The sequence below is a fragment of the Pseudogracilibacillus sp. SE30717A genome (assembly GCF_037071985.1).
Classification (GTDB): Bacteria; Bacillota; Bacilli; order Bacillales; family Amphibacillaceae; genus Pseudogracilibacillus.
This window is the reverse complement of the sequence record NZ_JAXHDF010000011.1, coordinates 83,680-108,296: the sequence shown is the minus strand read 5'-3', so window position 1 is coordinate 108,296 and position 24,617 is coordinate 83,680. Positions and strand designations below refer to the sequence as shown.

General features: G+C 35.9%; 25 protein-coding genes. 15 read left to right on the top strand and 10 right to left on the bottom strand.

Annotated features, from left to right (window positions below):
• Positions 1-302 precede the first annotated feature (302 nt).
• The 4 genes from SPD48_RS16900 to SPD48_RS16885 form a co-directional block, all read right to left on the bottom strand.
• The gene (locus SPD48_RS16900) at positions 303-2,789 is read right to left on the bottom strand and encodes an FtsX-like permease family protein (protein WP_336259301.1); all 2,487 of its coding nucleotides are present in this window, start codon (positions 2,787-2,789) and stop codon (positions 303-305) included.
• Positions 2,786-3,544 carry an ABC transporter ATP-binding protein gene (locus SPD48_RS16895; RefSeq protein WP_336259300.1) on the bottom strand — a complete coding sequence of 253 codons (759 nt, stop codon included), beginning with the start codon at positions 3,542-3,544 and terminating at the stop codon, positions 2,786-2,788. The genes SPD48_RS16900 and SPD48_RS16895 overlap by 4 nt, the downstream gene beginning before the upstream one ends.
• Before the next feature lie 265 nt (positions 3,545-3,809).
• On the bottom strand, positions 3,810-4,049 hold the full coding sequence (locus SPD48_RS16890; RefSeq protein ID WP_336259299.1) for an indolepyruvate ferredoxin oxidoreductase subunit alpha: 240 nt from the start codon (positions 4,047-4,049) through the stop codon (positions 3,810-3,812).
• Between the two features lie 130 nt (positions 4,050-4,179).
• Positions 4,180-5,802: a methyl-accepting chemotaxis protein gene (locus tag SPD48_RS16885; protein WP_336259298.1), complete on the bottom strand. Its 1,623-nt coding sequence runs from the start codon at positions 5,800-5,802 to the stop codon at positions 4,180-4,182.
• Positions 5,803-6,078: 276 nt separating this feature from the next.
• On the opposite strand from SPD48_RS16885, the gene SPD48_RS16880 reads away from it, so the two are divergent.
• Together SPD48_RS16880 and ytaF are read left to right on the top strand one after the other, a co-directional pair.
• A complete protein-coding gene (locus SPD48_RS16880) occupies positions 6,079-6,501 on the top strand; it encodes a YugN family protein (RefSeq protein WP_336259297.1) in 423 nt (140 codons plus the stop codon).
• Between the two features lie 134 nt (positions 6,502-6,635).
• A complete protein-coding gene (gene ytaF / locus SPD48_RS16875; protein ID WP_336259296.1) occupies positions 6,636-7,277 on the top strand; it encodes a sporulation membrane protein YtaF in 642 nt (213 codons plus the stop codon).
• Between the two features lie 314 nt (positions 7,278-7,591).
• Here ytaF and pdxR read toward each other — a convergent pair whose 3' ends face one another.
• Entirely contained in the window at positions 7,592-8,971 is a 1,380-nt protein-coding gene (gene pdxR / locus SPD48_RS16870; RefSeq protein ID WP_336259295.1) for a MocR-like pyridoxine biosynthesis transcription factor PdxR, read from the bottom strand.
• Between the two features lie 128 nt (positions 8,972-9,099).
• On the opposite strand from pdxR, the gene SPD48_RS16865 reads away from it, so the two are divergent.
• Both SPD48_RS16865 and SPD48_RS16860 read left to right on the top strand, forming a co-directional pair.
• Positions 9,100-9,723 carry an FMN-binding negative transcriptional regulator gene (locus tag SPD48_RS16865; RefSeq protein ID WP_336259294.1) on the top strand — a complete coding sequence of 208 codons (624 nt, stop codon included), beginning with the start codon at positions 9,100-9,102 and terminating at the stop codon, positions 9,721-9,723.
• A gap of 78 nt (positions 9,724-9,801) precedes the next feature.
• Positions 9,802-10,929, top strand: coding sequence for a trans-sulfuration enzyme family protein (locus SPD48_RS16860; RefSeq protein WP_336259293.1), 1,128 nt, complete (start codon positions 9,802-9,804; stop codon positions 10,927-10,929).
• A gap of 175 nt (positions 10,930-11,104) precedes the next feature.
• Here the strand turns inward: SPD48_RS16860 and SPD48_RS16855 are convergent, their stop codons facing one another.
• The gene (locus SPD48_RS16855; protein WP_336259292.1) at positions 11,105-11,515 is read right to left on the bottom strand and encodes a carboxymuconolactone decarboxylase family protein; all 411 of its coding nucleotides are present in this window, start codon (positions 11,513-11,515) and stop codon (positions 11,105-11,107) included.
• Between the two features lie 319 nt (positions 11,516-11,834).
• Here SPD48_RS16855 and SPD48_RS16850 point away from each other — a divergent pair, with 319 nt between their 5' ends.
• The gene (locus tag SPD48_RS16850; protein ID WP_336259291.1) at positions 11,835-12,314 is read left to right on the top strand and encodes a hypothetical protein; all 480 of its coding nucleotides are present in this window, start codon (positions 11,835-11,837) and stop codon (positions 12,312-12,314) included.
• A gap of 443 nt (positions 12,315-12,757) precedes the next feature.
• Here SPD48_RS16850 and SPD48_RS16845 read toward each other — a convergent pair whose 3' ends face one another.
• Entirely contained in the window at positions 12,758-13,549 is a 792-nt protein-coding gene (locus SPD48_RS16845; RefSeq protein WP_336259290.1) for an SDR family oxidoreductase, read from the bottom strand.
• A 147-nt stretch (positions 13,550-13,696) separates the two neighbouring features.
• Between SPD48_RS16845 and SPD48_RS16840 the strand changes: the two genes are divergently transcribed.
• The 6 genes from SPD48_RS16840 (at position 13,697) to SPD48_RS16815 (ending at position 18,733) form a co-directional block, all read left to right on the top strand.
• Positions 13,697-14,071 (top strand): GntR family transcriptional regulator, encoded by a 375-nt coding sequence (locus SPD48_RS16840; protein ID WP_336259289.1) that lies wholly within the window; start codon positions 13,697-13,699, stop codon positions 14,069-14,071.
• Between the two features lie 4 nt (positions 14,072-14,075).
• Complete coding sequence (locus tag SPD48_RS16835; protein ID WP_336259288.1) at positions 14,076-14,927, top strand: ABC transporter ATP-binding protein; 852 nt, start codon at positions 14,076-14,078, stop codon at positions 14,925-14,927.
• 1 nt (position 14,928) lies between these two features.
• Positions 14,929-15,534, top strand: a complete 606-nt coding sequence (locus SPD48_RS16830) for an ABC-2 transporter permease (RefSeq protein ID WP_336259287.1) — start codon at positions 14,929-14,931, stop codon at positions 15,532-15,534.
• Positions 15,535-15,548: 14 nt separating this feature from the next.
• Entirely contained in the window at positions 15,549-16,202 is a 654-nt protein-coding gene (locus SPD48_RS16825; RefSeq protein ID WP_336259286.1) for an ABC-2 transporter permease, read from the top strand.
• Between the two features lie 20 nt (positions 16,203-16,222).
• Positions 16,223-17,128 (top strand): CPBP family intramembrane glutamic endopeptidase, encoded by a 906-nt coding sequence (locus SPD48_RS16820; protein WP_336259285.1) that lies wholly within the window; start codon positions 16,223-16,225, stop codon positions 17,126-17,128.
• Positions 17,129-17,872: 744 nt separating this feature from the next.
• Positions 17,873-18,733, top strand: a complete 861-nt coding sequence (locus SPD48_RS16815) for a CvfB family protein (protein WP_336259284.1) — start codon at positions 17,873-17,875, stop codon at positions 18,731-18,733.
• A gap of 138 nt (positions 18,734-18,871) precedes the next feature.
• On the opposite strand, the gene SPD48_RS16810 is transcribed toward SPD48_RS16815, so the two are convergent.
• Complete coding sequence (locus SPD48_RS16810; RefSeq protein WP_336259283.1) at positions 18,872-19,159, bottom strand: hypothetical protein; 288 nt, start codon at positions 19,157-19,159, stop codon at positions 18,872-18,874.
• Between the two features lie 103 nt (positions 19,160-19,262).
• Complete coding sequence (locus SPD48_RS16805; RefSeq protein ID WP_336259282.1) at positions 19,263-20,180, bottom strand: hypothetical protein; 918 nt, start codon at positions 20,178-20,180, stop codon at positions 19,263-19,265.
• Positions 20,181-20,356: 176 nt separating this feature from the next.
• Between SPD48_RS16805 and SPD48_RS16800 the strand changes: the two genes are divergently transcribed.
• Positions 20,357-20,632, top strand: coding sequence for a DUF4190 domain-containing protein (locus SPD48_RS16800; protein ID WP_336259281.1), 276 nt, complete (start codon positions 20,357-20,359; stop codon positions 20,630-20,632).
• A 45-nt stretch (positions 20,633-20,677) separates the two neighbouring features.
• Here the strand turns inward: SPD48_RS16800 and SPD48_RS16795 are convergent, their stop codons facing one another.
• Entirely contained in the window at positions 20,678-21,574 is an 897-nt protein-coding gene (locus SPD48_RS16795; RefSeq protein ID WP_336259280.1) for a fumarylacetoacetate hydrolase family protein, read from the bottom strand.
• Positions 21,575-21,824: 250 nt separating this feature from the next.
• Between SPD48_RS16795 and SPD48_RS16790 the strand changes: the two genes are divergently transcribed.
• The 3 genes from SPD48_RS16790 to SPD48_RS16780 all read left to right on the top strand — a co-directional run bounded on the left by SPD48_RS16790 (position 21,825) and on the right by SPD48_RS16780 (position 24,581).
• Complete coding sequence (locus tag SPD48_RS16790; protein ID WP_336259279.1) at positions 21,825-22,715, top strand: cation diffusion facilitator family transporter; 891 nt, start codon at positions 21,825-21,827, stop codon at positions 22,713-22,715.
• Positions 22,716-22,977: 262 nt separating this feature from the next.
• Complete coding sequence (locus SPD48_RS16785) at positions 22,978-23,721, top strand: metal ABC transporter ATP-binding protein (protein ID WP_336259278.1); 744 nt, start codon at positions 22,978-22,980, stop codon at positions 23,719-23,721.
• Entirely contained in the window at positions 23,721-24,581 is an 861-nt protein-coding gene (locus SPD48_RS16780) for a metal ABC transporter permease (RefSeq protein ID WP_336259277.1), read from the top strand. Before SPD48_RS16785 ends, SPD48_RS16780 begins: the two co-directional genes overlap by 1 nt.
• Positions 24,582-24,617: the final 36 nt, after the last annotated feature.

Below are 24,617 nucleotides of genomic sequence, written 5' to 3'. Positions count from 1 at the left end.
TCACTCTTAGGAAGTGACATTTCTCAATAGGCAGTTGAGCTTACGGGAATATTGGATGGAATAAAAACGTTTCATATTAGGAGGTGAGTTCTTTCGATAGGGACAGGGAATCATGGGATTCAAGGATGCCAGAAAGAAATTCCGTCACAGGATTTACGTTTAAAGGATTAGGAATCGTTTTATTAATCCTAGGTGTTATCAAACTGTATACGTACTTTTTCTAAATTAGTTAGTCCTTTTCCTCAGAGGAGCGTGCATATATCTTGGGCACCACTCTTCCCGCCCTAAGGAAAAGGACTTTTTCATTTATGATCTTGCATTAATTCAGTTGAAATATTTAATTTCCCAAGTCGGTTTGCGACAGGAACGAGTACAATATATGCGATGACAAAAATAGCGATAGCCATAATTGCAATGATCGTGTAATTAAAGGACAAGATACCTGGGTCCACTAAGCTAATTAAATAGGTAAAAATAAATCCTAAAACAATCCCTACCGCAACTCCAAGCGCAATATATGTTGTTACCTGTGTCATAATGACTTGGATAATATTTTTCGGTTTCAAATAGACCACTCGCATAACAGCAAATTCTTTTCGTTTGGCATGAATATTATTAATAAGTGTATTAATCACGCCGAACATAACGCTAAGCAGAATTACAACTAAGACGATGATAAAAATCACCCACCGTTGAGAGGACATTTGTTTCGATTGCTGAAGTGATTTCTCCAAGCTGTTCACCTGAATTTCCGGATAAATGCTTTTTATTCCTTCAAGCTCGGTAATGGCAAGTTCAGGGTCTGTTACATCAACGAAAGCTTGCTCCACTGTTTTAAAGTCAGGGTCAAAGACACCCGTTTCCCAATCTATAAATATATCTCTAATTTCATTCGGATATGGGAAAGCTTTGACAATATTACCAATGACCACTTCACCACGCTGTAAAAATTTATATTGGTTATTATCATAGTCCATGTTCAGATGTAGAGTATCACCGATTTGTAGTCCGTGTTCCTTAGCAAAACTTTCTTTAACAATCACTTCATTCGGATTGTTAACAGTCGTTTCCAAGAGTCCTTGTTCGTTCATTGCCGAAATGTCTGCAAATGAATAGTCAAAATACACGTTCTCTTGCATCCCTTCAATCATACCGTTATCTTGTGAACTTTGGGTACTTACATGTGTAATTGTACTTAGCCGGGAAACTTCTTCTCTCAATTCATCTGCACGAATAGTAGAACTTTTCGTCAACTTATTCGTAAGAACGATCTCTGTTTCATATTGTTCCTTAATATAATTAATATCTGTTTGCTGGATCGTTTGAATAAATGTAGAACCAAACACGACAATGATCATCATTGCACTAATAATTAATACAATAAACGTGTTTTTCCTTACTTGCGGAATGGTATTTTTCAACGAAATAAATGAAATATTTCCAATTACTCGCCTCATAATCAGCAACATCTTTTCCATTACCTTTGGCAGATAGAGTGGGAATAATATGATACAGCTTAATAGAAAGCCAATACTCCCAACGAGAATAAACGCTGGTAATTCACTAAATATAACGCCAAAAACAATGAGGAATCCAGATAAAATAATCCCAATAAACCCGCTCTTTTTCCTTATCAATGTATGAGAAAATCCGAGTTCCTCATTTTCTTGCATAATGGTCACAGGAAGAAGTCGACTGCTTCGGTATGCTGGAATAAGCATAAATGCTTGTATACAGACAATGCTAATCAGTGCCACGACGATTGCAACAGGGAAATTATATGTTAACGTATCTGTTGCCACATCAAATAATTTCCCTAAAAAGGACTGTAAATAACGGTAAGCGATAAAACTGAATAAAAGTGCACTAATACCGCCGATTACGTTTATGATTGCTGATTGATATAATATAATAGAAAACACTTGTCGTTTTGTGGCCCCTAACGATCTTAAAATGGCCAACTCATGCTTATATTTATATAAAAATAGTTCAAAATTAGAAATAATAAAGAGCGCGGTTATTAATATAACTAATACTGAAAGCCCTATCACAAATTGAAGCTGCAAATCCAAATTACTTTTTAAAAATTCATCCTCTACTGCAATATCTACACGAAGCTCGGGATCAATTTTTTTCAAAGTTTGAGCGAGCTCATACACATCAACATGTTCACTAACCTCAACCATCATATAATCAGACTGTTTTTTGTTGCCAGTTTTTTCAAACTCCTGCTCTGCCATCGCTTGCCGGTTTATTAACAGTATGTCAGTGACCTGTCCCGCTTCTTCAAGATCAGGAAGAATTTCTTTTACTGTATAATCGTTTCCTTCGACCGTAATTTGATCACCAGGCGTTGTGTGAAGCAATGTTGCTAATGCGTTATTTAAGCTTACTTCATCAGCATGGATCGTTTCTCTAAAATGATATCTGCTTTTGGCAAGGGAATCATCCTCCACTCCAACGGTATAAAAACGTTCTTGAAGATCATCAATAAAATAATGAGCGAGAAAAGCTTCCGACGTTTCCTCTACCCCTTCTAGACTATTAATCATTCCACTAAGTTTCTCATCAATAAATAGATTCTGTTCCGGATTATAGCCAACAGCAAGATCCATCTTGCCGTACATTTTTTCTACTTCTTCAACAAGTGAACGTTTGGCATCAGTTACAAATACGACCATCGTAATGATTAATGTTATGGAAATCATCACTCCGATAATGGAGGTAAAAGCTATTAACTTATTTCTCCTAAAAAACCTACTGGCAATTGCTTGTATTGAATCAATCATGCCGGACGCTCCAAAATCCGCTGAAACTTTTGTAAGATGGCATTCATATCTTCTGTTTCCTCTGTACACGTATATTCATCAACTATTTTCCCATCATGAAAAAATAATACTCGATCAGCATAGGTTGCAACAGAAGGATCATGTGTCACGATAATAATACTTTGGTTAAACGCTTCCTTCATTTTTAATAATGTTTGTAAAATATCGGTTGATGTATTAAAATCCAGATTTCCAGTGAGTTCATCTGCTAAGATAATTGGCGGAGATGTGATTAATGCTCTTCCAATTGCGACACGTTGTTGTTGTCCACCGGATAATTCAACTGGACGGTGCGTACGCCATTCTTCCAGACCAATAATTTTGAGCATTTTGGAGACCTTTTCTTTCACAACCCCATCCTTCTCTCCTTTTAAAATCAGTGGCAGTGCGATGTTTTCTTCCACCGATAAGTCTTTTAATAAATTGAAAGACTGAAAAATAAAGCCAATATTTTCTCTTCGGTAAATGGTTGCCTTAGGTTCCTTAAACATTGTTTTATCATATATTCCATTTACTTTGATTACACCTGTTGTCGGTTCATCCATTGCTCCAATGAGATTTAAAAGTGTACTTTTTCCAGACCCACTCGTCCCCATGACCGCTAACAGCTCGCCCTCCTGCAGTTGGAAAGAAACATGGTCTAGCGCAGAAACTAAACCACCCGCAGTTTGATATGTTTTAGATAAGTCTTCGATAGATAAAATCGTTTTACTCAACGCTCCCACCTCCATTACTTTCCACGAGTGTAACATATTAGCAATGATAATAACAAAATAGATTTGACGGAATTTTTACATTTTTTCTTTTTATTTTATTTGAAGATATCCTAATAGAATATCCAACTAAAAAATTCGCACAAAACTCTACTTTTGTACGAAATACTATTTGCCATACATTTTCTATTATTATTATATTTACAAACAAAAAAATCCCTTCTAGGAAAACAATGTTTCTGGAAAGGGATTTCTACGTATTTATATTTTAACGATTCGCGTAAAATTTTTCTGCTTTTTCTAAATATACTTCATCTTCTGGGCGCAGGTCATACTCTTCAACAATGGCATCAACTGGACATACTGCAACACACGCACCACAGTCGATACAAATATCAGGATCTATATAAAATTGATCTGGTCCTTCTTCAATACAATCTACAGGACAAACGCTCACACATTCACCAGATTTTTCAGCAGCACACGGCTCTAAAATTACGAAAGCCACCTATAATAACCTCCCTCGTATCACTTTAAACCTTCTACTACTACATCATACACGACAAAGACTATGTTCGTAAACTATTTTGAAAGATGTTTGAAAACTTTTCATCTTTCATAAACAGCTATGAATCAGTTCACTTTGTTACTTTAAATCGATGGACAGTTCTATTTAAAACATTCGCTTGATCTGTTAATGTCTCTGCATCTGCAGCTAGCAGTTGGACTCCTTCAATTTGTCCTTCCATGTTTGTAACCGTTTCGACGATTTGATCGGTAAAACTTTCAGCTATTCGGTTAACCTCTTCGATGATCATTTCTAATTCTTCCCCATCTTTTATGAGCGTATCTGCGAACTCGCGGTTATCCAGCACCGCCGTTTTCGATTGGAGTGATGCATTATTTAACTTTTCAATCGATGCTCCGGCAATTTTGACAATCTCAACGCCCTCCCGTATGGCCTCAGAATTAGATTCTACTTGCTCTACTGCTTCGCGCATTTCTTCTCGGGTTTTTTCTAATTGCGTGAAGATGTCTCCAGCAAATTCATTCGTATCTTCAGCAAGTTTTCGAACTTCATTTGCGACGACGGAAAATCCACTTCCTGCTTCTCCTGCTCGAGCCGCTTCAATCGAGGCATTGAGAGCCAACAAATTTGTCTGTTCGGCAATTTGCGTAATAGCAGAAACTTTTTGGATGACTTGATTCACATCTTCGGCTACTTCGCTGATCTTCTGAGCTGAATGATTAATGGCATTTTCCAATTGCTGCATTTTTTCGCCCGAATGAACGATTGCATTATTACCATCTTCGGCTACTGCAGATGCTTCTTCGGAAATTTCTAATGTCCCTTTAATCCGATCTTCCATCTCATTGACTCCCCGAATCATCGTATGAACCATCGCACTTGCTGATTGTAAAGAAGCTAACTGCTCTTCAGCACCTGCCTGAAATGATTGCATCGTTTCACCTAATTGTGTAAAAGTCGTGGAAAGATTTGCAGATTCTTCTGCCTGATCAATACTTACTTTATGAATAATTTCGGAAGAGTTGCTTAACTCCTCAATCATTTTTTTCATTCCAATTGCCATTTTATTAATTTCAAATCCTATTTGATGAAATTCAGTTCGAGAGCGATTTGTTACTTCGGCAGTAAGATCTCCTGCAGAAATCCTTCTCGTTACTTGATGCCATGAATTAATTCCATTCATAATATACTTATATAAAATGTATGCAAAAATGCCGGTAATGATCAGCGATACCCCTGCTAAAATTGCACCAATTTCTAAAGGTATGGATAATAAAAAAGTTGACAGAAAAATAGCTAATGCCGGGATTAAAGAAATCGCACTTAAAAATGGTACGATAAACTGTTGATGAATGATTCTGCCTATCCGTAAATTAAATGCTTTCCCATCTATTTCAATTAATGGACAAGAACCATCAACAAGCAACTCACCGGTCAGTCTTTCGTATACCTGTAATAAAGGTTCTTTTGTGTTTGCCGCTTTTAAACCAACTTCATCAGTAAAGGCTGTCCCTTCCAGCAAACGGTTAGTATGGATAAAACTTTTTCCTTCTGTATCTACGATAACAAAGTACTCATCTCGCTTTAATTCCTTGCGTAAAATTTCATGCAGTGTATCATAATTAGACTCAAAATCATTCTCTTTTTGAATGAGTGGCTTGATCTGCTTAGCTACCTTTTCTACTTTCGCTAATGCTTTTCGTGCCGCTGATTTATTAATTAATTTGCTCATGTCCATCCCCCTAAGCTGCATCAAATTTTGATTTTATCATTTATCTTTAGAATGAGTTCAATCAATGAACCATTTTTATCCACTATACCATATCTCCCACCTAATCTTTAGTATTATTAGTATTTTCTTACTAATAATGTAGTGAAATGTCGAATTTAGTAGTTATTTAGACTTATTTAATAAGTTAATGGAGAGCAAAAAGTGAACTAAGATGTATATCAGATACATTTATCTCTCATAATAGGAAATAAATTACTTAGCAAGGAGAAATGGTGAATGATTAAACTTGAAAACTCTGCCATTGAAGGAAAAAGAACTTACTTCGGTCATATGGAGAATAATTCTAGGAAGCTTGGATTTACGTTAGGTAGTGCATGGGAATATCATGCCGGTTATTTTGACTCTGTGCTTTGGCGAGAAAACGGAGAAACCATTTATATTCGATTACCATTTTCCGTTGTGAAAGGTATGTTGGATGACCGTGATGCCTTACTTGAATTTGAACAGCCCTACGTAATTAAACATATTGTTCATATTGGACTAGATCGAAATTCTGATTCTTTGCTCGCCGCAACTGGATTTGCACAATTTCAAGAGCCTATTGATCGAGATGCTCAAATAGAAGATAGAAGCAGATGGGAAATAGCTGGTGAACAAATGATTAACAGCGTGATAAGTTCAGTGCCTTTTTATCATTAGAAGCTAGTGCGAAACCTTGATAAACACCTAAAATGCCACCCATCTGTACAGATTGAATACGACACATTTTGGTCCATTTTCACATAACATAACCCTACATCATCAATTATGTCGTTCAAGGGAATGGGTCAAAAATGATTTATTATATGAATCTAATCTCCATCGTCATTGCAGTAAGTATTGATGGGTTTGGAGTAGGAATAACGTATGGCATGCGTAAAATCAAAATATCTCTTGCAGCATTATTAGTTATTATGTTCTGTTCAGGAATCATCGTCATCACTTCCATGCTCATTGGTCATATTTTACGGATGTTTATTTCACCTGAAATCACTAGTATTTTAGGAAGTTCTATTTTAATTGCACTTGGAGTATTCGTTTTGTGCTCCATTATTCGTTCACATAAACGTGAAAAAAAGAGGGTGAATATTGAAGGTAGAGAAGAAAAAAGTTCCCTTTCAAGAATGAATCATTTTAAATCAGTTATGTCAGACCCACACCAGGCAGATAAAGATCGTTCCGGGACTATTTCCGTTGGAGAAGCACTTGTTTTAGGAACCGCACTGGCGATGGATGCATTTGGAGCAGGATTAGGAGCGGCTATGTTAGGCTACTCTCCTATTTTTACAACCATTTTAATTGCTACCATGAGTGGAGTATTTGTTTATTCGGGAATAAAAATAGGATTTTTATTATCTCAAAACAAAGCAATGGCTAAACTTACCTACTTCCCACCAATTCTATTAATCTGCATTGGTGCATTTAATATTTTTTGAAATAAAGTAGGGTAACCTTTTTCAAGGCTTCCCCTCATAAAAACCGTACGTGCCTTATCAAGGCTTACGACTTATTATAGTGCTACAAATGAAATTAATTTCAGAAGCGAGGTCAGGAGTGTAAAACTCTTGACCTTCTTCTTTTTATATTAGAAATATTTAACATATTACTTTTACTTTAATTCATAGCTTATTAAACCAATGCTATAGATTTTGTGAAAGTAATACCTATAGGATGGAATAAGTCCAATTCCAAAGTAATATTCAGTACACGATTTACACCATATTCTCTACTTTCTTCGAAATAGGTATGTTTATAACCATGCTTGTTTTAAAAGATTTACACCATCTTCGAGTTCATCAAAAGAAAGACCGCTGAATCCTATTTTTATTATCGGATGTTCCGAATGATTTTTTATAAAGTAGATTGAAGTTGGCCGCACGCTAACACCATTAGAAAAAGCTCGCTCGATTAGCCATTCTTCTGAAACCCTAAGATATAACTTAATTAGCACGTACAAACCGGATTGTTCGCCAATAATTGATATCTTTTGGCCAAAATGCTTTTTTAATAATGAAACAAGGAATGTCATTTTTCGTTTATAAACGAGACGCATCCGCTTAATATGCCGACTCCATTCCCCATTCTCCATAAATTTGGCCATAGTCAGTTGGCTAAAAATTGAAGTGGAACTTTCGAAATTCCGGAATTGTTTTTTATATCGGGTTAAAAGGGGGTCAGGTAACACCATATAGCTTATACGCAGTCCCGGAAGAAAAGACTTTGAGAAATTTCCTAAATAAATGACTCTTGTTGCATCAATAGAAGCAAGTGCTGGAAAGGGCTGCTCTGTATATCGAAACTCACTATCATAGTCGTCCTCAATAATGTATCCCTGTATCTTGTTTGCCCATTTAATAAGTGTTTGTCGTTGTTGAATAGTCATACTTACCCCATATGGACTGTGATGAGACGGTGTTACATAAATTAAGCCTGAATTCATTTGATTAAGTTGTGAAAGATCTACACCTGTTTCGTTTACCGGCAAATATTCAAGCGCAAAATAATGGAATTGAAATGCTTCTCTGGCACCATCGAAACCTGGATCTTCTACGATAATACTTGAATAATCTTCCTGAAGTATATGTCCTAGATTGATAAGTATTTGTTGTGTACTGCTTCCGATTATAATGGCATTTTCATCTGTTCTTACTCCACGTGATTGAAGTAAGTATGTGGCAATTTGTTCACGTAAACTTATTTCTCCAAAGGGCTCCCCATATCGATAGCTCTCCGGTAAGGTCAAGATCTGATTCGCTATTCGTCTCCATCGTTTTAGGGGAAAATGAGACTGATCTACAACATCTGTCCGAAAATTGACACGAATAGATGACTTCTTTTCTAGCTTCTTTTTGTTAGGTAAGATTGGTGGCTCCTCGTATAATGAAGGCTCTAATGGATTTACGAAGAAGCCTTTTCGTCCTTCCCCGCGAATATATCCCTCTGCCACAAGTTGATTATATGCCGTTAAGGTTGTATTACGACTTACTTGTAAGGATTCAGCAAGTTGCCGAATCGAGGGTAATTGTTCATCCGCTTTCACATTGCCTTGTTCAATCAATGATTTAAACTGCTCGTAGATTTGTTTATATTTGGGAGAGCCTTCCTTTAAGACAAAAAGATAATTTTTCATACTTAATCTCTCCTGACATACTAATTTATTTCAAACTGTATCTTTTTAAATGTCAATTTATATCATACTATATTTTATAAGGACGATAACATATTTTCAGATATGAAATTAGATGAGGGGTGATGTTCATGTATATTCCAAAACAATTTGAAATTAAAGATGAAAAAGTAATTTATGAAATAATAGAAAAAAACAGCTTCGCTACATTATTTTCTCAACACAAAGGTCATCCATATGCGACCCACCTACCATTGATTCTAGATAACGAAAAAAAATATTTGTACAGCCACTTTGCTAAACCGAATAAACAATGGGAAGATTTAGCGGAACAGGAGGTACTTGCTGTTTTTCAGGGACCGCACTGTTACATCTCCTCTTCCTGGTATGAAACAAATAAAGCCGTCCCAACCTGGAATTATGTAGCTGTTCATGTATATGGAAAGGTTGAAATCATCGACGGGAAGGAAATGATGGATTCCCTTCATCAGATTGTATTGAAATATGAGGAGCCAAATAGTTCCTATCAATTGGATGACTTGGATGGACGTTTTTTAGAGGGGCAAGCAAAAGGCATTGTTGGGTTCAAAATCAACATAGAAAAAATAGAAGGAACAGCAAAATTGAGTCAACATCATTCTGCCGAGCGATTAAAGCTTGTTATTTCACAACTGGAAAAATCTACAAGAGAAAATGAGCAGGAAATTGCAGCTCAAATGAAAACAGTTTTAAAAAAGAAAACCTTAAAAAAGTAAAGTATTTTCTTAGATAACCATTTACAGTTATTTAAAATCTCACATCATAACACTAATTTTTGAAAGCGAGGAATTTGTATGCGTTTTGAAACGAAAGCTGTTCACTCGGGTCGCCGAGTTGATGGATCAACTGGTGCTGTAACTACACCAATCTATCTATCCACGACATTCGAACGAGCTGGGGATGGTTCATATCCAAATGAATTTATCTATGGTCGAGAAGCTAACCCTAATCGACTTGCTCTGGAGGAGTGCCTTACATCGCTTGAGGACGGATATGACTGTGTTACATTCTCATCAGGAATGGCGGCAATCACGTCAGTAATCGAGTCACTTCCTACAGATAAACCCCGTCGGATTATCATGCCAAACGATATGTACTTTGGTATTCGTTCCCTTCTTTCGGAGACTGATATTGGATCAAAATTTGATTTTTTCATTGTCGACATGACAGATCTTCATGAAGTTGAGAATGCAATAAATAGTGCACCAACTGGTCTCGTTTGGATAGAGACACCATCTAATCCACTACTAAAAATTACTGATATTGAAGCTATTACTAAATTAGCAAAAGAGGCTGGTGCCTATACTGCTGTTGATAATACATGGGCAACCCCAGTTCTGCAGCTACCCTTAAAACTTGGAGTTGATTTTTCGATCCATTCGGTGACAAAGTATATAGGGGGTCATAGCGATTTAATGATCGGTGCTGTTATCGCAAGATCGGAAAGTGCTATGTTGACCAATCTGCGCGCATGGCAGCAGGCAAAAGGGGCTGTGCCTTCTCCTTTCGACTGTTGGCTGGCACTTAGAGGCGTGCAATCTCTTGCCCCTCGTATGATGGTCCATTGTTCAAATGCAGCAGCAATTGCAAAATTTTTAGATGATCACCCGAATGTTGAAGCCGTTCATTATGCTGGGCTTTCCGACCATCCGGGACATTCTATTGCAGCACGGCAGATGAGATCGTTTGGTGGGATGCTGTCCTTTCAGGTAAAAGGTGGCGAGATTGAAGCAATAGCTGTTGCAGCAAAATTACGATTATTTATCCGGGCTACGAGTTTAGGAGGAACACATAGCCTGATTGAACACCGTTCTTCCGTGGAAGGAAGCACGACGATGGCTCCAGTTAATCTATTACGTGTCTCCATTGGCATTGAAAATGTGGAAGATTTAAAAGAAGATTTATTACAGGCTCTAGAGTAGAGGTAGCAATTTTTTCCCGTCTCTAAATATTAGTTGAAGGGGTATTCTTAAACGTTTTGCATAAAATCATATTAAGTCCTCACATATTAAGCATAATATGTTGTACGAACAAAAGCTGGTTTAAATAAACCAGCTTCTTCCCAATACTCCAAACCGACAATAACATTAATGAACTTTATTCGTCCGATGTTGTAACAGATACACCACGTTCTGCAAAAACTTTTTTAGCAACTGTTAATGCATTCAGAACACTTGGGAAACCTGTATAGGGAATGAGGTGCATAATACAACCGACAATCTCGTCCGGTGTTAAACCAACATTAAGCCCTGTCTTGATATGCATCTCAATCTGCGGTTTTCCTTGAGCAACAAGGGCTGTAATAGTTGTAAGCACTTTTTGTTTATTATCTAATCCTGGACGTGAGTAAATTTCTCCAAAAGCAAATTCAACGACATATTTACTTAAATCCGGAGCAATATCTTTAAAGCCTTCACCAATGTCCATCTCACCAGTTGGGTTCTCATCGCCTGATAATGTTAGTTCCTTTAATTTCTCTAAACCTTGTTGATAACGATCTTTTGCCATTTTAAAATCCCCCTTGATTTAATTACTCATTAATTTTGTCCCATAAGTAATGCTTAAACTCTTTAAAAATGCTGGTGACTAAAAATGTGGATCAAACAGGATAAAATCCTTTTCCTCCTTAGCAAGGCTAGTATATAACTTCCAACAATATAAGTAAAATGAACATATGTTCAAGGATAAAACAGATAAGCACTTCAACAAAATCCATTTTTTAACACGCATAAAATCACCCCATAATTGCCTGTAGCTGATTAACACCTGTATAACAATTAAAAAACTTGGAAACCTATGATTAGAATTTTTAGATGGGGTGTTTCACATGTTTATTAAGGTGTTATTATGGATGGTTCTAATCCTTCCTTGGTTGTCATTATTTTTTATGAAAAAGTCTGATATAAAGCGGTATATGCCAGTCACCATTCTAACTGCTTTACTCACAACAATTCTCTTTGAAATAGCTTATACGTATGGATGGTGGACTCTCCATATTGACATCATGCCTTGGGGATATATTACAAATACTTCTTTCACTTATGGAGGGTATGCAATCGCTACTCTATGGATTTTTTATTTTACATCACATAATTTCTGGCTTTTTATGTTAACGGAATTAATTGTAAATGCTTTTTGGGCTTTTATAGGTCTTCATTGGATCATCGATAAATTTATGGGTGTTGCAACATTCCAAATTAAAAATTGGCAATGGTTTCTTATAGAAATAGTAGTTGTCCTTATTTTATATGCATACCATCACTGGCAAAGGAAAATATTCGTTCCATCAGGGGACACAAACGAATAACTAGTGGAGTTGGTTGAGACAAAACAAAATAGTAGATATGAAACACGAACAATATTTCAAGTTAGCGAAAGAAATATGCGGAGACTCCTGCCAGAAGAAAAGCCTCGATAAGTCACTGAAAGGCGACAAATATCGAAAGATTACAGACTAAAACCGCCCTTTGTGGGCAACGTCTGCATACCCCTTGCCGGGGCAGGAGGCTTATTAGCGCTGGCGGTAAAGAAGACACTATTAAAGCAAGCGATAGTGCGGCTTAAATAGATGTCGCTCTTATGCCAGTGGTGAAAGCGAAGTATATTTCTGTAGCGACTATTATAAACGTAATCATTCGTGTTTCAATAATTCTTTCTAGCTGATGTCCCAACCTCCTTCCGCAAATTAATCTAGTCCACCCAACTAAATAATTTCCCGAGATACCCACTCTAAACAAAAAATTCTGTTCGTTACAGTGCCTTCACAGATGCGCCATCTACGATTAGCGCTTGTCCCGTAATATACGTGTTGGCGGAAGAAGCCAAAAACACAACCGCTTTTGCAAACTCTTCTGGTTCTCCCAACCTTCCAAGTGGTATTTCAGCAATAGATTCTTCGTTGATTTGGTCAATTGACCTTCCTGACTTTTCTGCTGCTTTTTCATTAAGCTCCATCAATCGATCCGTTGCAATTTTCCCAGGTCCAACTGTATTCACTAAAATATTATCCGCAGCAAATTCGGTCGCTAAGCTTTTTGTTAACCCTAATACACCTGGACGCATCGTATTGGATAAAATTAATTGATCAATTGACTGCTTAATGGATGATGACGTTATATTAACGATTCGTCCTCTTTCTTGTTTCTTCATATAAGGGATCACTTTCCTCGTCGCTCTCACAACGCTAAGTAAGTTTTGTTCAAAGGCACCATACCAATCATCATCGCTCATATCCATAAATTGCCCCGCTGGAGGTCCGCCCGCATTGTTAATGAGTATGTCGACCGTATGTTGTTTTTCAACTACTTTTTGGACGAGTGATTGAATTTGATTTTCATTTCGCATATCACATACTGCATAATTCACTTCTTTATTTCCTGTCATTTCACGAATTTCCTGAACTGCTACTTGTAACTTGTCTTCACTTCGACTGCTTATAAATACGTGAGCACCCTCTCTTGCAAACTCAATTGCAATTGCCTTTCCAAGCCCTTGACTTGCACCTGTAACAATAACTGACTTTCCAGTTAATCCGAGATCCATCGGAACGTCCTCCTTTTATCTTGAAAGTTATTTTTAGTGTATCATATCTCTTTGTAAAATAAACTTGAACAAAAAAATATATAATGTTAATATTGTATATAATGTATATGTACAATATTTCGATATTTATTCGAGGTGAGATATTTTGTGAATATTATTTTAGCTGCAAATAGTAAAGTGCCATTGTTTCAACAAATTAAAGAGCAGATAAAACAGCAAATTTTTACCGGTAAACTTCAAGAAGGGGATGCCCTCCCTTCTATGCGTGCTCTGGCAAAAGATTTACAAGTTAGTGTTATTACAACGAAGAGAGCTTATGAGGAATTGGAACGTGAAGGGTATGTCATCTCTACTGTTGGCAGAGGAACATTTATTGCAGGACAGCAACCACATGTTTTACGTGAATGGCAAATGAGGGAACTTGAAAATGAAATCGAAAAAATAGTTTCCTCCAGTAAACAAATAGGTTTATCAAAAGAAGAATTAATGGAACTACTAGACATGTATTACGAGGAGGTTTGATCAAATGAATGTGGTAGAGTTTAGTAATGTATCAAAAAAACGAGATGAATTCCATCTAAAAGAACTCAATTTTTCCATTCCACAAGGGTTTATAACAGGATTTATTGGTCCTAATGGAAGCGGAAAAACGTCTACAATTCAAATGATGATGGACATTTTACAAGTAGATAATGGAGATATTTTTATCTATGGCGATTCTCATAAGAACCATCATACGAAACAAAAAATTGGTTTCGTTTACGATGAATTATTTATGTATGGAGACTTTACGATTAAAAAAATGAAATCAATTATTGCTCCTTTGTATGAAAATTGGAATGAAGAAGTTTTTCATGAACATCTTCAGGAATTTAATCTTCCGTTAAATAAAAAAATTAAAAAATTCTCTAAAGGAATGAAAATGAAATGTTCCCTCTTGTTCGCACTAGCTCATGAACCAGAATTTATTGTGATGGATGAACCGACTGCTGGACTTGACCCGATTTTTCGCAGGGAATTACTCGATCTGTTGCAAAACTTAATGATAAGGGAAGAACAGACGATTTTCTTTTCCACTCATAACACGACTGACTTAGATCGGATTGCCGACTATATTGTTTTTATTCATGAAGGAAGAATTATTTTTCAGCAGTCTATGGAGCAAATCCGTGAACAATTTCATGTCGTAAAGGGAAAGCTCGAATTTCTAGATGAAGATATCCGTAATTTATTTAAAGGTATTCAAGAAACGAGCATTGGATTTACTGCATTATTTGAAGGAGACCCGATTTTATTTGCTGATTTTTCAGATGAACTCGTTATCGAAAAGGCCACCCTTGAAGATATTATGTATTTCATCGTCAAAGGAGGACAGTAATATGTGCCAATTACTGAAACGTGATTTTCTCATTAGCTGGAAAATTATCGGAATGGCCTATTTACTTTTACTTATTGTTTATCTGCTGCAATTACCAAATATTCCTTCAGGCACTTATCTTTTTTTGTTTATGTACTTTATCGCGATCTCTTTTTATTCAGATCAGTTAACACATATTAATCGTTTACTAATTAGTACTCCTGTTAAAAGAAATCACATTGTATTGGCGAGATTCTTATTTATTTTCCTGAATTATACGGTATTTTATATGGTTGATTTTACGCTTTTTCACCAAGAAAGTATGACACTCTTTTTATTAAAGTATACAGCTCTTTGTATTCTGATCTCTATTTCACTCCCAATTTACTATCTATTCCACTCTATTTGGATACGTGTAGTTGTCCATTTTGCAGTGTTGGCTTTATCGACATTCGTGTTTATTTTATTACTAATAAACCCAAAGAACATGTTTAATTTTTTGATTTTCGTTACCTTGGAATTCATCGATTTTCAACAGGTGCTCGCATTATTCACTTTTTCAGGGATCTTTTTATACGTTTCTTATATTTTATCTTGTTTCATATTTTCGAAGAAAGATATCATTTAAAAGGAGGTTAAACAATGCTCACATTTGTTAAAAAAGATTTTTCACTTCATAGATGGTCTACTTATATTGGCATAGCTGTCTTCCTTTTTCTAGCCTATTTCATCACTCTGCCATCAACGTTTATCTTTGTAGTTTGCTTATTTGCATTGTTTCTTCCCGTGTTTTATGATGATGCGGAACATAAGGTTAATCGGTATTTTATTAGTACTCCTGTAAAAAAAGAAGTTATCCTTACTAGTCGGTATCTTTTCAGTGTCCTTATTATACTTATGATCCTTGTCATGCAACTAGGAATTATGGTGTTATTAGAACCTCTGAAAGGCGGAACACTTTATATTTATAATTGGAAGGATATTTTTGTACTATTTTGTATTGGCTGCACTATAATTGCAATAAGCATTCCAATAATTACACTTTTTAACTCAATTAATCTGTCTTTTGGAATTATACTAGCATTATTCGGGGCAGGAAATACTCTTCTTATAATTGAATTATTTAATGTCCTTCATATGGAAGATGAAATCCTTTTAAATGATTTAGATGGAGGTTTTATTTTACTTGTAGAAAAGTATTTACCATTTCAGCCATACATAATGCTTGGGATAATCACAGCGATTATCTTACTAGCTTCTTGGTTCGTGACCCTTAAGCTTTTTAATCGAAAATGATTTTAGAAAGGATGAAGAAAATGTTTAAAAATAATGCTGGTCAAGTACGTTCAGGATGGATTATTCTTATTGCTTTTTTCTTTATGTTTATGGGCCAAGCAATTTTTATGCTCCCAGGCATGACATTGCTTTCCATATTAGAGATCTCTTCAGGTGAGGTATCGGTGGAAATTGATATGAATTCAATTAACAATCCTTGGATGATTCTTATGACACAAGGGGCAGCAACTTTTGGAGGTATTGCTGCAACATTAGTAATTTGGCGAGCAATTAATAAAAAATATCCATTAGATTTAGGACTTAGAGGGCCGACCAAAGATTTACTTTTCGGACTTTTTTTAGGGGCAATTTCAATGACAGTAATCTTCTTTATTTTATTAGTTACTGGGAATATCAACTTATTAAACAGTCTATCTCAACCCGTAATTACTACGTTCACATTTTCGTATCTTATCCTATTTATTCTTGTTGGATTTTTTGAAGAAATGTTCTTTAGAGGGTATGTAATGAAAACAATGATGGAAAGAGGGAATAATAAATGGCTCATTTATATTGTTTCCGCACTCATCTTCAGTATTGCACATGCTACAAACCCAAATGTAAGTATTTTTGGACTAATTAATATAGTACTTGTCGGGCTTCTGTTTGCCTATATGTTTGATGTAACAAGAAGTCTATTATTGCCGATCGGTTTTCATATTACGTGGAATTTTTTCCAAGGGAATGTGTTTGGGTTTGCAGTAAGCGGCACCGCCCCTTACGGAATGTACAAAATCGAAATGACTAGCACTAATGATCTTTTTACTGGTGGAGCGTTTGGACCTGAAGGCGGTGCACTAGCTACCATCTTAATTCTTCTAAGTTTTGTTGCCACTTATTTCTATGCAAAAAGCAGAAAAGAAAAACCTTTATTTAGCAGTCTATGAATAGTTATAACGTTTTCCTTGCACGGAGAAGACTAACTTAATCGTTACCTTACAACTGATAGGAACAAGGATTGGATAACGATTAGGGATTATTCGTTATCCTATTACAGCTAAGAACACGAACTAGGGAATGAATAGCATCTGTTCGTTACCCAATTGACTGCGGAATACTCTGAATAAGTACTAAGGCATGAAAAGAGGTTTATTCGGCGATTTACATTCGGATAACGGCGGTTGTGTAAGTTTAACGGCGGGACAAATCCATTTATCGGCGATGGTGAAATTTTAACGGCGGGATAGTTGACCGATCCATACTTTAATGAAAAATCATCCTGGATGAGAACCCTAGCGAACCAAATTGAAAAAGCGCTTGACAAATAATAAATTCTGTGGGAAGCTATATTAGTTGAAGTAACCATGAAGTAACTGGCATTCTACAATTGTTTTTAGAGATGCTTATTCACACTGGCGCGACTATAGGGTCGCAAGGACGTAAGAGTAGGTAGGGCTTACGTTGCTTAAGTTAGAAAACACCAGTGGAACATAGACCGCGGTATAAGTGAAATTTCAAGTCAACAAGACGTTAAACTAAATAGAGATTTCCCACCTGATTTATTTCAGGGTTAAAATGACACGTTTGCATGTAGCGTGTAAAAATAAACTGCATGTGTTACTTTGCATAATAAAGGGGTACTCTTATTAATAGGGTATCCCTTTTCCATTATAACGAAAGAAGGTTGTACTATGTTAGAGGTTGGAACTATACATACAATGAACGTTTCTAATAAAACGCAAACTAGTTATCAAGTAAAAAAATCAGGAATTACAGCCACATTGCCATTCGACTTTATTATAGGTGAAGTAGAAGTGGGACAATTGATCGATGTCTTTTTATATCATGACAGACAAGGGAATCTGTTAGCAACAATGCAACTTCCTAAAATGATCATTGGGAGTTATGATTGGGTGAAAGTAAAGGATGTTATTCCGAATTTGGGTGTATTTGTAGATATTGGAATGGCTGAAGAAGTACTTGTTTCCAGTGATGATCTTCCTTTATTTCAAACTGCCTGGCCCCTCCCTGATGATCAACTGTATGTCACTTTATCACTTGATAAAAAGGGGCGTTTACTTGCAGTCCCTGCTTCCCAGAAAGTCTTCAACGACTTATATGGGTTCGCTACAGAAATTGAATTAAACGATGAAGTTACCGGTCGAGCAATTCGAGTAGACCGTGAAGGTATAGTGATCATTACCGATGAAAATTTCCGCGGATTTATCCATCATACAGAACTAGAGAAAGAACCTCGTCTTGGAGAAAAAGTTACCGGAAGGGTTATTGAAGTAAAGGAAGATGGAACGTTAAATATTTCTCTAATGCCATTGAAACATGAGCGAATGGATGATGATGCGGAAAAAGTTTTAGCATATTTAAAATTAAAGGATGGGAATATGCCATTTGGTGATCGAAGTGAACCAGAAGCAATTCGAAAAACATTCCAAATGAGTAAATCTGCATTTAAGCGAGCGCTCGGTCGATTAATGAAAGAACGTATAATCGAACAAAGGGATGGGCAAACATTTTTACTGAAAAATAAAGAGTAGAGGAAAGCAGACTACATATTATCGATATGAGAAAAGTTAAATAAATACTATGCCGAGACTTTCCGTCTTTAGAACAAAAAATGGGCAAAATAAAAAAGCTTGTAACCTGATGAATGGTTGAACAAGCTTTTATTTTCATTACGCAGTCTTTTCTTGTCTGAAAGTATCGAATATCGCTGTTACCATTAAGCTGATTACGGCTGCAAATAAACATGCAATTCCCCAACCACCTAAACCTGCACCCATGATCCAGATACGATCTAAGATTGTTGCAAATAATAAAAGAATAAGACCTGCTGCAAAGAAAATAAATCCAGGGAAATATGTAGCATAACTTTTCTTTGGCGTTACTTTTACAAGAATAATACTTACAAGAAGTAATGCTACTGTTAAAACAGCACCGATTGTTAAAGTTGCCTGTATCATCTCGTCACCTCAATAATTTTTCTCACCATATAGTTTACAATTGAATATAACGAAAGTCAATTAAACAAGTGCTAACGAATAATTAATGCTTCAAAACCAATTACTAATCTAAATCTTCACTTAATGTGCGATTGACTCGAACAATTAAATTATTCGTTTCTTGCCTCAATTTAGTATACAATTCGTCAAATTCTTCCTTACGATCTTCGGAATACTCAAATTTACCAACTTCACCCCAAAGAGCATGCATCATCTGCATATTCTCATATAATTGCGTATCATAAAACGTTTGAGGAGCGGGAATTATAACTGTAGGACTCCCTAATTGGTAGAACTCATTTAATATATAATCAAAACTTGAACTTTCATATAAATCGTTCTCAATCATTACTCCTAAATCATTGATAAGAGGTCCAGTCAGATTGACAATTTGAATAATAGCTCGTTCTAAGTTGGTCGCTTCTTCCCATGAACGGTACGCTGATGTATCTGTTTGGTTTACTTCGGATGGAGGATTCGAAATAAATAGAGTATATGCTCCATCAATCATATCATCTGGTAAAACGTAAGCCTTTGCCTCAATTGTATCAATATAAGCATCGCTATAATTCATTATATGAGAAATATTGTTATCCATTTCTTTTACACTGCGGATTGGATGTTCATCAAAATCAAAATAAATTCTTCCTTCCTCGTCCATGAACTTCTCCACTACTTCACGTTCGGTATGTTCATACTTATAATTCCCATCCTCTCCAAATAGAGAATCTATATCGATCGTCGGAATGGTCAATGTTTCAACAATTTCCGGTAATTCGTAAAATTCTTCGATCGTATCTACCCCGTAATTCGTCCAAAACCCTTCCTCTGATATACCTTCTTCTTCATTATCTTGTGGCTCTTCGGCAACGACTTCTGTAGATTCTTCTTTCTCCAAAGTTTCACTAAGTATATTATCTAACATCGATGAACAACCAGTTAGAAAAACAAAACCGCTAATCAACAGAATAAGTCTTTTCACCATTTTCCCCCATTTACTTGCAATGATTGTCATATTATAGCATAGGGGATTTGCTTATACATCAGACCTAATGACTGTGACTTTATACATATTTATATTTTTTAAAAAAATATCAGAGATTTATATGTTATTATGGTAAAGTTAAATAGAAATTTATACAGAAAGGAGAGGTACATATGACTGACGTTCAGACACAAACAACGAATACCAACGCAATTATTGCTTTAGTTCTTGGAATATTATCTCTTGTTATCCCATGGGTTGGATTCATTTTAGGTATTATTGCTATCGTCTACTATGTAAAAGCTAAAAAAGCAATTAAAGTAACGAATGAAAAAGGGAACGGAATGGCACTTGCAGGCTTAATTTGTGGAATTATCGGTATTCTAGCACAAATCTTAATAATTCTATCTTTTATTTTTTTCATTTTCTTAGCTGCAGCAGGGTATTAATTACTAAAAAAGAATCTGCTCTTAATGCAGATTCTTTTTTTCATTTTATTCATTATCTTCAATAAAGGTATTTGTCAAAGCTCCTAATTTTTCCACCTCTACAGTAACCTTATCTCCCGGCTGCAAATAGACCCGCTCTTTCATCGGTCTTCCAATAATAACGCCTTCTGGAGTTCCAGTCATAATTAAATCACCAGGTTTTAACGTCATAAATTTCGATATGTGACTGATTATATGTTCACAACTAAAAATCATATCGGCAGTCGTAGAGTTTTGTCTTACTTCCCCGTTTACCGTTGTTGTCAGTTTTAAATCATTCGGATTATCTATCTCATCCTTCGTAACTAAATATGGGCCAACTGGCGCAAAACCATCATTTGTTTTTCCTACCATCCATTGAGATGTACTTTTTTGAATATCACGGGCTGATAGATCATTTGTTGTGCAATATCCAAACACATAATCAAGTGCATCTTTTTCATCAATATGCTTTCCTGTCTTACCAATGACAATACCTAATTCAACTTCATGATCAAGGCGTTCTGTTGTACGAGGGACTTCTATTTCACTTTGGTGGCCTGTTAAAGCGTTATCAAATTTATTAAATAAGATCGGCACTTTCGGATACGGTAACTTAGTTTCATCTGCGTGCTTCCGATAATTTAATCCAACACAGAGAATTTTACTTGGTTTTGTTATGGCCGGTCCCCACTCGATCTCTGCTTCTTTTTTGACAAATCCTGCTCCTTTATCATCCAATGAATTAATAAATTGCTGCAATCTTCTTACCGCTTCTTCCCCGCCGTTTATCAATTCCATTATGTCGGTGAAAACTCCATTTTCGGGAAAAACTTCTAAAGCAGCTGCAACATCAATAATACCTGCTTTTGTTTTTACTCCTAATGCTGGTACTCCTTTTTTATAAAATGTTAGTAACTTCACGTTTTTTCCTCCTTGCTTATGTATGTCTACCTTTAGTCTAACAGGATTAACTGAATTTTACACGTTCCGATTCTTGCATGAACCGATTAGGTTTTGACCAAACTAATCATTGATTACAACTAGATTTTTTCACTTCAGTAAACATAATTGACTTCCCCTTTCGATGTTTCTATTTTAAACATCATTGCTATAGACCCACACTACTTTTACCTGTTACGATAAGAAGGAGTAAATAGAAAGGGATGACATCATGCGCGAAAATTCTCGAGCAATTATTATAGCTACTTGGGTTGGCATTATCGTAAACATTTTTTTAACAATCATAAAGGTCATTGGCGGTATATTATCCGGCAGCCGAGCGTTACTTGCAGATGCACTCCATTCGGCATCAGACATAGTCGGCTCTGCAGTCATACTATTTGCTGTAAGGATTTCAAATAAGCCACCAGATGAGGAGCATCCCTATGGGCATGGCAAAGCGGAAAATATTGCCTCGATTATCGTTGCCCTACTACTCATTGTTGTAGGAATTGAGATAAGTGTATCTTCTCTAAAAGTATTTTTCGGAGAGCTTCCGAAAGCACCTGGAACACTTGCATTGATCATCTTACTTATTTCCATTGTCATTAAAGAAATCCTATTTTATTATAAATTTTACCTCGGAAAAAAATATCAAAGTACTGCATTAATAAGTGAAGCATGGCATCATCGTTCCGACTCATTATCTTCATTAGCCGCTTTAGCTGGGGTTGGACTAGCATTACTTGGTGAGAAGTTTAATTTACCTTTCCTTGTATACGGAGATGCTGTTGCTGGAATTATCGTTTCAGTCATTGTTATCAAAGTCGGGTATCAATTAATTAAGGGTTCTGCTACTGTTATTTTAGAAAAGGTTTTGGAAGAAGATGAAATTGAAATCTATAAAAAAACTGTACTCGCAATTGACGGTGTTTTACGCATTGATCAATTATTGGCGCGGACCCATGGGAGTTATGTGATCATCGACATTAAATTGAGTGTAGATCCAAACATAACAGTTGAGGAAGGCCATACCATTGCAGCAAATGCAAAACAAGCCCTACTTGATACACATAAAGAAGTAGAAGATGTGTTAGTGCATATAAATCCATACCAGCCGTAACGTAACATATTTTTTACCCTGCATCTATCGTTTGCAGGGTTTTTTTGCGTATTGAAAATGATTATTAATGAGAGATAAATAGTCCCGCTGAAAAACCTTCACATAAACTATGATCCAAAAATTTTTTTAAAAATTTACATATAAGGATTTACTTTTACTAAAAAATATATTACTATGTATTTAGTAAAAGTTGCACATGGTAAAAACTTTAGTGTAAGGTGAATATATATATAAATATAAACATTTGTGAGAAGGTGAAATAATGCAAGATACAATAAATGTTGAAAACTTAAGCGTATCTTATTACGGTAATGAAGTTTTAAAAGATATTTCATTTTCGTTTAAGACTGGGAATTTAATTGGAATTATCGGTCCAAACGGAGCAGGAAAATCAACGCTGATGAAAGCAGCGCTCGGCCTCATATCAAAAGACAGTGGAAAAGTAGAAATATGTGGTAAGCCTATTGACAATGTACGAAAAAAAATAGCTTATGTACCACAACGGAGCAATATTGATTGGGATTTTCCAATCATTGTAAAAGATACAGTACTGCTCGGTACATTTCCTAATCTTGGCTTGTTTAGACGTCCAAGTAAAAAGGATAAGGAATTAGCGGCTCAATGTTTAGAAGAAGTTGGGATGAAAGATTTTAGCAATAGGCAAATCGCTGAACTTTCCGGTGGACAACAACAACGTGTCTTCCTTGCCCGTGCATTGGCACAAAAAGCGGACTTCTTTTTTTTAGATGAACCCTTTGTTGGAATTGATGTCGCCAGTGAAGAAGTGATTATTAATATTCTTAAAAGTTTACGTGATGCGGGCAAAACAATTTTCGTCGTCCATCATGACTTGTCGAAGGTGGAGCATTATTTTGATGATCTCATCCTAATTAACAAGGAATTATTTGGAGCAGGACCAGTAAAAAAAGTATTCCGAACAGAAAATATGAAACGTTGCTACAATATGAATCTTTCTTTCCCTCAAGGATTGGGGGTAGGTGTGTAATGGAATTTATTCACGATTTAATGACATATGAATTTTTACAAAAAGCATTTATTACTTCCATAATGGTAGGAATTATTTGCGGAGTGATCGGAAGTTTTATTGTACTTCGTGGAATGGCACTAATGGGAGACGCAATCTCTCATGCAGTCTTACCTGGCGTTGCCATTTCATATATGCTAGGTATCAATTATTTTTATGGTGCAGCTATTACAGGTGTATTGACTGCTTTAGGAATTGGAGTAATCAGCCAAAACAGCCGGATAAAAAACGATTCTTCGATTGGTCTAGTCTTCTCGGCAATGTTCGCTCTAGGAATTGTATTAATTACCGCTGCCCAAAGTGCAACTGACCTAACCCAAATATTATTCGGTAACGTATTATCTGTACGCACGTCAGATATGCTAATTACGTTAATCGTTGGAGCAATTGTATTACTGTCAGTATTCTTATTTTATAAAGAATTGCTCGTATCAAGTTTTGATGAAACAATGGCAGCAGCGTATGGGTTAAAAGTACGATTGATTCATTATGGAATTATGGTCTTATTGACGTTAGTAACGGTTGCATCTTTACAAACCGTCGGGGTCATTCTAGTTGTATCAATGTTAATTACCCCTGCATCAACCGCTTATTTATTAACAAATCGTTTATCGATCATGATCTTTTTAGCTGCATCATTTGGTGCTCTTTCATCTATACTGGGTCTTTATTTTAGCTTTTTATACAATTTACCATCAGGACCGATCATTGTATTAGCTACAACTACAATATTTATAATTGTATTTCTCTTTTCACCGAGACAAGGAACTTTTTGGCGTATGCTTCAAAAAAACAAACGTAAAGTCGCCATTGGAAAGTAATCTGTTTGTTCGTGGAAAGTTGGAAAATATATTACT

Excerpts from the sequence above, each read along its gene's own strand:
- SPD48_RS16900 (WP_336259301.1), bottom strand. The coding sequence starts at position 2,789 with ATGATTGATTCAATACAAGCAATTGCCAGTAGGTTTTTTAGGAGAAAT.
- SPD48_RS16885 (WP_336259298.1), bottom strand. The coding sequence starts at position 5,802 with ATGAGCAAATTAATTAATAAATCAGCGGCACGAAAAGCATTAGCGAAA.
- SPD48_RS16880 (WP_336259297.1), top strand. The coding sequence starts at position 6,079 with ATGATTAAACTTGAAAACTCTGCCATTGAAGGAAAAAGAACTTACTTC.
- ytaF (WP_336259296.1), top strand. The coding sequence starts at position 6,636 with ATGATTTATTATATGAATCTAATCTCCATCGTCATTGCAGTAAGTATT.
- pdxR (WP_336259295.1), bottom strand. The coding sequence starts at position 8,971 with ATGAAAAATTATCTTTTTGTCTTAAAGGAAGGCTCTCCCAAATATAAA.
- SPD48_RS16865 (WP_336259294.1), top strand. The coding sequence starts at position 9,100 with ATGTATATTCCAAAACAATTTGAAATTAAAGATGAAAAAGTAATTTAT.
- SPD48_RS16860 (WP_336259293.1), top strand. The coding sequence starts at position 9,802 with ATGCGTTTTGAAACGAAAGCTGTTCACTCGGGTCGCCGAGTTGATGGA.
- SPD48_RS16855 (WP_336259292.1), bottom strand. The coding sequence starts at position 11,515 with ATGGCAAAAGATCGTTATCAACAAGGTTTAGAGAAATTAAAGGAACTA.
- SPD48_RS16850 (WP_336259291.1), top strand. The coding sequence starts at position 11,835 with ATGTTTATTAAGGTGTTATTATGGATGGTTCTAATCCTTCCTTGGTTG.
- SPD48_RS16845 (WP_336259290.1), bottom strand. The coding sequence starts at position 13,549 with ATGGATCTCGGATTAACTGGAAAGTCAGTTATTGTTACAGGTGCAAGT.
- SPD48_RS16835 (WP_336259288.1), top strand. The coding sequence starts at position 14,076 with ATGAATGTGGTAGAGTTTAGTAATGTATCAAAAAAACGAGATGAATTC.
- SPD48_RS16830 (WP_336259287.1), top strand. The coding sequence starts at position 14,929 with ATGTGCCAATTACTGAAACGTGATTTTCTCATTAGCTGGAAAATTATC.
- SPD48_RS16825 (WP_336259286.1), top strand. The coding sequence starts at position 15,549 with ATGCTCACATTTGTTAAAAAAGATTTTTCACTTCATAGATGGTCTACT.
- SPD48_RS16820 (WP_336259285.1), top strand. The coding sequence starts at position 16,223 with ATGTTTAAAAATAATGCTGGTCAAGTACGTTCAGGATGGATTATTCTT.
- SPD48_RS16815 (WP_336259284.1), top strand. The coding sequence starts at position 17,873 with ATGTTAGAGGTTGGAACTATACATACAATGAACGTTTCTAATAAAACG.
- SPD48_RS16810 (WP_336259283.1), bottom strand. The coding sequence starts at position 19,159 with ATGATACAGGCAACTTTAACAATCGGTGCTGTTTTAACAGTAGCATTA.
- SPD48_RS16800 (WP_336259281.1), top strand. The coding sequence starts at position 20,357 with ATGACTGACGTTCAGACACAAACAACGAATACCAACGCAATTATTGCT.
- SPD48_RS16790 (WP_336259279.1), top strand. The coding sequence starts at position 21,825 with ATGCGCGAAAATTCTCGAGCAATTATTATAGCTACTTGGGTTGGCATT.
- SPD48_RS16785 (WP_336259278.1), top strand. The coding sequence starts at position 22,978 with ATGCAAGATACAATAAATGTTGAAAACTTAAGCGTATCTTATTACGGT.
- SPD48_RS16780 (WP_336259277.1), top strand. The coding sequence starts at position 23,721 with ATGGAATTTATTCACGATTTAATGACATATGAATTTTTACAAAAAGCA.